At 61.2% G+C, this 5,331-nt stretch carries 5 protein-coding genes and 1 pseudogene; 4 read left to right on the top strand and 2 right to left on the bottom strand.

Annotated features, from left to right (window positions below; translation table 11 throughout):
• The 3 genes and pseudogenes from EOA29_RS24040 to EOA29_RS24030 all read left to right on the top strand — a co-directional run.
• A pseudogene (locus tag EOA29_RS24040) lies at nucleotides 1-138 on the top strand (ABC transporter ATP-binding protein); the annotation flags it as partial.
• 70 nt (nucleotides 139-208) lie between these two features.
• The gene (gene urtE / locus EOA29_RS24035) at nucleotides 209-904 is read left to right on the top strand and encodes an urea ABC transporter ATP-binding subunit UrtE (RefSeq protein WP_126093798.1); all 696 of its coding nucleotides are present in this window, start codon (nucleotides 209-211) and stop codon (nucleotides 902-904) included.
• A gap of 266 nt (nucleotides 905-1,170) precedes the next feature.
• Nucleotides 1,171-1,347: a hypothetical protein gene (locus EOA29_RS24030; RefSeq protein ID WP_126093799.1), complete on the top strand. Its 177-nt coding sequence runs from the start codon at nucleotides 1,171-1,173 to the stop codon at nucleotides 1,345-1,347.
• A gap of 27 nt (nucleotides 1,348-1,374) precedes the next feature.
• On the opposite strand, the gene EOA29_RS24025 is transcribed toward EOA29_RS24030, so the two are convergent.
• Nucleotides 1,375-2,520, bottom strand: a complete 1,146-nt coding sequence (locus EOA29_RS24025; protein WP_126093800.1) for a GGDEF domain-containing protein — start codon at nucleotides 2,518-2,520, stop codon at nucleotides 1,375-1,377.
• Nucleotides 2,521-2,631: 111 nt separating this feature from the next.
• Entirely contained in the window at nucleotides 2,632-2,886 is a 255-nt protein-coding gene (locus EOA29_RS24020) for a hypothetical protein (protein WP_126093801.1), read from the bottom strand.
• Between the two features lie 923 nt (nucleotides 2,887-3,809).
• Between EOA29_RS24020 and EOA29_RS24015 the strand changes: the two genes are divergently transcribed.
• Nucleotides 3,810-5,331 (top strand): prolyl oligopeptidase family serine peptidase (locus EOA29_RS24015; protein WP_145969765.1); only part of this gene is annotated, 1,522 nt, incomplete at its 3' end.

The raw sequence follows: 5,331 nt of genomic DNA, 5'->3' as shown, positions 1-5,331 counted from the left end.
GTCGAGCACGACATGCATTTCGTGCGCGAGCTCGGCGTCAAGGTCACCTGCCTGCACGAGGGCTCGGTGCTGTCCGAAGGCACGCTCGATTTCATCTCGGCCGACGAGCGCGTCGTCGAAGTCTATTTGGGGCGATGAGCATGATCTGGCGGGTTCCGTTCCACCGTTTCGATTTCGCTTTCCTCCGGCGTTGGAGAAGGGGCTGACCATGCTCGAAGTCTCCAATGCCACGCTCCACTATGGCGCCGCGCAGGCGCTGCGCGGCGTTTCGCTGAAGGCCGGCGCCGGCAAGATCACCTGCGTGCTCGGCCGCAACGGCGTCGGCAAGACAAGTTTGATGAGATCGATCGTCGGCCATCATCGGCTGACGAGCGGAAGCGTTGCCTTCGAGGGGAAGGCGCTCGACCGGAGCGCGGCGTATGACCGCGCCCGGTCGGGCATCGCATTCGTGCCGCAGGGCAGGGAGATTTTTCCCCTGCTCACGGTGCGCGAAAACCTGGAATCGGGCTTCGCGCCGCTGAAGCGCGCCGACCGCACTGTTCCGGCGCATGTCTTCGAGCTGTTTCCGGTGTTGAAGCAGATGCTGGGGCGTCGCGGCGGCGACCTGTCCGGCGGCCAGCAGCAGCAGCTCGCGATCGGGCGGGCGCTGGTGATGCGGCCGAAGCTGCTCGTGCTCGACGAGCCGACCGAAGGCATCCAGCCCTCGATCATCAAGGATATCGGCCGCGCCATCCGCTATCTGCGGGACCAGGCGGGGATCGCGGTGCTGCTGGTCGAGCAGTATCTCGACTTCTGCCGCGAGCTTGCCGACGAGGTCAACATCATGGACCGGGGCCAGATCGTGCACACCGGACCGGCCGCGGATCTGGACAGGCCCGATGTGCGCAAGTTCCTGACAGTCTAGAACCGATTGCTCGACTTCGGGCGGCATCGCGATCAATAGCAACCCCAATATTTCTCCGGTTCAGCCCCTGTGTAACTCTGGCGCGCTCTATACCGCGTGCTAGTCTTTTCTTGGCCTTGGTGAGTCGGCCGCTTTCCGTACCAGTCGCGAATGAGGGGGAAGGCGCGGGCTCCAGCCGGCAAGTTCCACGCAAGCAAACCCGCCTAGCTTTCCCCGCAGTGATTGTCGGTCAATGCGTCCAACAAAGAACTTGCCAGGGGAAGGCGATGGAACGTTTTGTCGAGGATTATCAGAAGCGACGCCTCACCGAACGCGTGGATATCATGACGGCGATCAATATCCTGATGTCGCAAGGCTATGACGAGGACGAGCTGATCGGCGAGATAACCAAGGTCTTCTATGTCGACCTCGACGCCTACAATGAAGTGATCGGGCGCCACTGACAGCCTGAGTTGCCGGTGTAGAGGCTCTTAGCCGGCGCGGCGGAAGTCGAGCACGCGGTTGCGGCCGCCGCGCTTGGCCGCGTAAAGCGCCTTGTCGGCGGCGCTGAGAACCTTGTCGAAGCTCACGCCTTCGTTGCTGCCGAACGCGAAACCGGCGCTCACCGTGCATTTGAGCTGGCCCGTCTCGGTCTCGATCGTTCGCGCCGCGAAGGCCATCCTTATCCGTTCCGCCGTACCCTCGACCATCTCGGGCAAGGTGCGTTTCAGAACCAGCGCGAATTCCTCGCCGCCCATGCGGGCGGCGGCATCGTTCGGGCGCAGATTGCCGGACAGTTCTTCGGCGAAGACCTTCAGCACCTCGTCGCCCGAGGCGTGGCCGTACTGGTCGTTGATCGCCTTGAAGCCGTCGAGGTCGAAGACCACGATCGCGGTGAAGGCGCCGACGGGCACCTTGCCATGCAGGTCGAACAGAGCGCGGCGGTTGAGCAGCCCGGTCAGCGCGTCGGTCCGCGCTTCGCGCTGGTGATGCCGGGCAAGCCGCCCCTGGTTGAGCGCCAGCGACAGCGCGCCGATACCGGTCATCGAGGCGATAACGACGACCAGGCTCAGATCTTCGGCCCAGTTGCTCGGCGCGTGGCCGAGGACGAGTTTGCCGCCCCATGCCAGCACGGCTGCGCACAGCACGAAGGAGGCGGCGGTCAACGAGTAGAGCAGCGCCACGCCGACGAGCTGCGCCGGCGCCTCCGCGCGGCCTTTCCAGTATTCGTGCGCCGTGCCGAACAGGAGCAGCGCCGCAAGCGAATTCTCCAGCATGAAGGCCAGCCCGTCATAGCCGAGCGCCATGGCCGGCAGCGCCAGCGCGAAGGAGATGCCGGCGCCAAGCGCGATACGCGGCAGCGGCGAACTCCCGGTCCGGAACTGGTGTGCGGCGCCCAGCATCACCGAGAAACCGAGCAGCAGCAGCGCCAGTGTCAGGACGCCGAGGGCTGTTCCAGGCGCCTCGATATAGGCGTCATAGGCAAACACCTCGACTACCACCACCAGCACGCTGATCGCCCATGTCAGCAGGAACTTGTCGGAACGGGCGGTCAGCCAGGTTCCGAAAAGCGTCAAGCTGAGGCAGGCAGCGGAGAAGCCGACGGCCAGCAGCAATGAGTTGTAATCGAGCAGCATGCATTGTCCTTGCCGTCGCCGGGCTTCTGCAACCTGGCGTAGGTGCCTTAATGCGGCAAGGAAGTATCGATTACGTTACGATAGCGGTGAAAACGCGATAATTCCGTAGCGTCAGAGAACCGCCACCGACAACAGCAGTATGATGCCTGCCCCCATCATCACCAGACCCGGCCAATTCTGCGACAGGCCGAGGAAACCGAGCCCGCGTCGCCGGGGCTCCAGTGTCGGGCCCGGTGTTGCCAGGTTCGGCGCCGGACGATTCGGCGCTGTAGGTGCTGGATCGCTCAGACGTCCGCGTCTCAAAGTGGCGCTTGCCATGTACACGACGCCGGCGACGGTGAGCAACGCGCCGAGGATGACGGTCATCTTTCCTCGCTCCTTTCCGAACGTCGCGGGATTTGGCAAACGTTTCGCGAGGTGACTGCCTCGCCGTCGATCTTCGGCGAGATGACCAGTGTGACTCGCAGGGCCTCCCGCGGTCAGCGGCTGAGACAGAACGGTCAAGATGGCCAGCAGGTTCCGACAAGCCAACCGCCGACTAGACTAGGATGCCTCCTGTACCCATAGGCTAGGCATCCAGGCATGCAGGGACATCCCCCCATTTGGGTCATGCCGAAGCGCGGTCGAAAATCAGGCGCAGTCCCTCGGTCTCTCGGACGCAGCCGTCAGGCCGCCGCTTTCTGGCCGCGCAGGCGTAGTCGTCGCGGAAGGTATCCACGAACGTCTCGATCGAGGTCGCTTGTCGTTCTTCTGCCGGGTCGGAAATAGTCCCCTATCCATGCCGATGCCGCATAGGCGCCAATGGCCTTTGCTGGGCTGCACCAGGCCAAGCAGGCGCAGGACAATTGCAACCGTCATCGCCTCGACGATCAGCGGCGTATACCTGAATGTCGACTGTGTGAACCATGCAAGCGAAGCGGGCTGCGACTTGGGATCGCTCAATTAGCGCTACCTAAAATTGCAAGATAGTTTTGTTGACAACCTACGCGGAGTGTTAAAGATGCCTTCGTGCGTTCGCAATCATCTTTTCACGGCGTCAACGATGCGGAGACATGACATGTTTGACCCCCTCGAAGAAAAGTTGAGAATTCACGTCGCGTACGGCGGCAAGAGGGGTGGCGGAAGTGGACGCAACGGCTCAGTGAGAATTCACTTCTGAGCCGCATCGCTGCAGCTGTAGGCAGTACTGTCGGTGGCACTCTATCGTAGTGGCCATTATTGCGTATGTTTCGCTTGGTATTTTTTAGTATGGAATTTGTAAGATATTACACTCCCAGCCGGACATATTTATGCGCTTGCTGAGAATCATAGGATTCATCCTAATCGTTGTCGCGATTGCGGCGCTTGGCGTCAGCTACTATTTCGAGCAAGAAACGGCCCCCACACATCCGTCCCTCGCAAGAGCCGCTATGGCTCCGCTCATTCCTGTGCGCGACTTCTATGCCAACACAGGCGCAGAGTGGGGCTATCAACCGTCCCACGACGGCAGCATGATCGCCTGGTATGGCGTCGAATGGACGAAAACCGTCCTTCGCGTGAAGCGGACCGAGCAAGCCGGATCGTTTCTTACTCTTTCGGGCGCGCAGGTCGACGACTTCTGGTGGCATTCCTACAAGAACGAGTTGGTCGTGCTGAGCGAGGGCCGTCTGTGGCAGATCGATCCCCTGAAGCCCAAGCGCGACAACTGGGCGGATGTCACGCCGCGCGGCTTCGTGAACTGGCGCATCGTATCGTCACCGTCGGGACCGGATGATCGGCTGGTCGTGGCTTCCAACGATCGTAACCCCGCCTTCCTCGACCTATACAGCGTCCGGCAGGACGGTGGCGGCAAGCAGTTACTTGAGAAGAACGAAGGCGAGACAATCGACTGGTGGCTCGACCGCCACAACATGCCATTGATTCGGGCCGATAGGCTTAGCGATGAGGGCACGCGTTTCCTGATCCGTGACAGCGCCACCGAACCTTGGCGGATGCTGACCGAAATCAGCGCGCGCGATGATTTCACCATTCTTTATCATCCTGAAGGCGGAAAGCCCATTTACGCACTCTCCGACCGTGGGTGCGACCGGATCGCGCTAGTGACCGTGGCTCCTCGAACAGGAGAGGAGACCATCGTCGCAGACCATCCGAAGGTGGACGCCAAAAAAGCATTCGCGCTGGCTCAGAATGCCGTAGGCCCCGACTTTCTAACATTCGAGGACGGCTATCCCCAATATCGCACGTTTTCAAGGCTTGGCGAGGCGTTCACCAAGCTCCTCCTAGACGGAGACAATCCGGTGGACTTCAATATTCTCGGGACGTCTCCGGACGGGCGGTTTGCAACGGTCGCTCGTTCGTGGCGCGAACAGTCGTTCGAGTATTTCCTCTATGACCTTGAAAAAGGCAAAGCCACAAAAATTGCCGAGTACGATTTACGAAAGCGCAGGGATGCCTTGGTGGAGACCAAGCCGGTATCGTTCAAAGCGCGAGATGGCCTTGATATTCCGGCCTTCCTCATACTTCCGCGCGGTGTCGAACCGAAAAACCTACCGGCGGTCGTCGTCATCCATGGTGGGCCCGCGCAGCAGGAAATCTGGGCCTACAACAATGACTACCAGTTCCTCGCTAACCGCGGCTACGCTGTTCTGTCCGTGAACTTTCGCGGCTCGACCGGCTATGGCAAGGCGTTCCGCGCAGCAGGCTACGGCGAGATCGGCAAGGCCATGCAGGACGACATCGTTGACGCGGCGAACTGGCTGGTCGGGCAAGGCATCGCCGACAAGTCCAACATGGCCGTGATGGGCGGCAGCTACGGCGGCTACTCCGCAGCCC

The sequence above is a fragment of the Mesorhizobium sp. M1E.F.Ca.ET.063.01.1.1 genome, assembly GCF_003998155.1.
Lineage (GTDB): Bacteria > Pseudomonadota > Alphaproteobacteria > Rhizobiales > Rhizobiaceae > Mesorhizobium.
This window is presented reverse-complemented; position numbering and strand designations above follow the sequence as displayed.

Coding starts and splice junctions, on each gene's coding strand:
- urtE (WP_126093798.1), top strand. CDS start 209: ATGCTCGAAGTCTCCAATGCCACGCTCCACTATGGCGCCGCGCAGGCG.
- EOA29_RS24030 (WP_126093799.1), top strand. CDS start 1,171: ATGGAACGTTTTGTCGAGGATTATCAGAAGCGACGCCTCACCGAACGC.
- EOA29_RS24025 (WP_126093800.1), bottom strand. CDS start 2,520: ATGCTGCTCGATTACAACTCATTGCTGCTGGCCGTCGGCTTCTCCGCT.
- EOA29_RS24020 (WP_126093801.1), bottom strand. CDS start 2,886: ATGACCGTCATCCTCGGCGCGTTGCTCACCGTCGCCGGCGTCGTGTAC.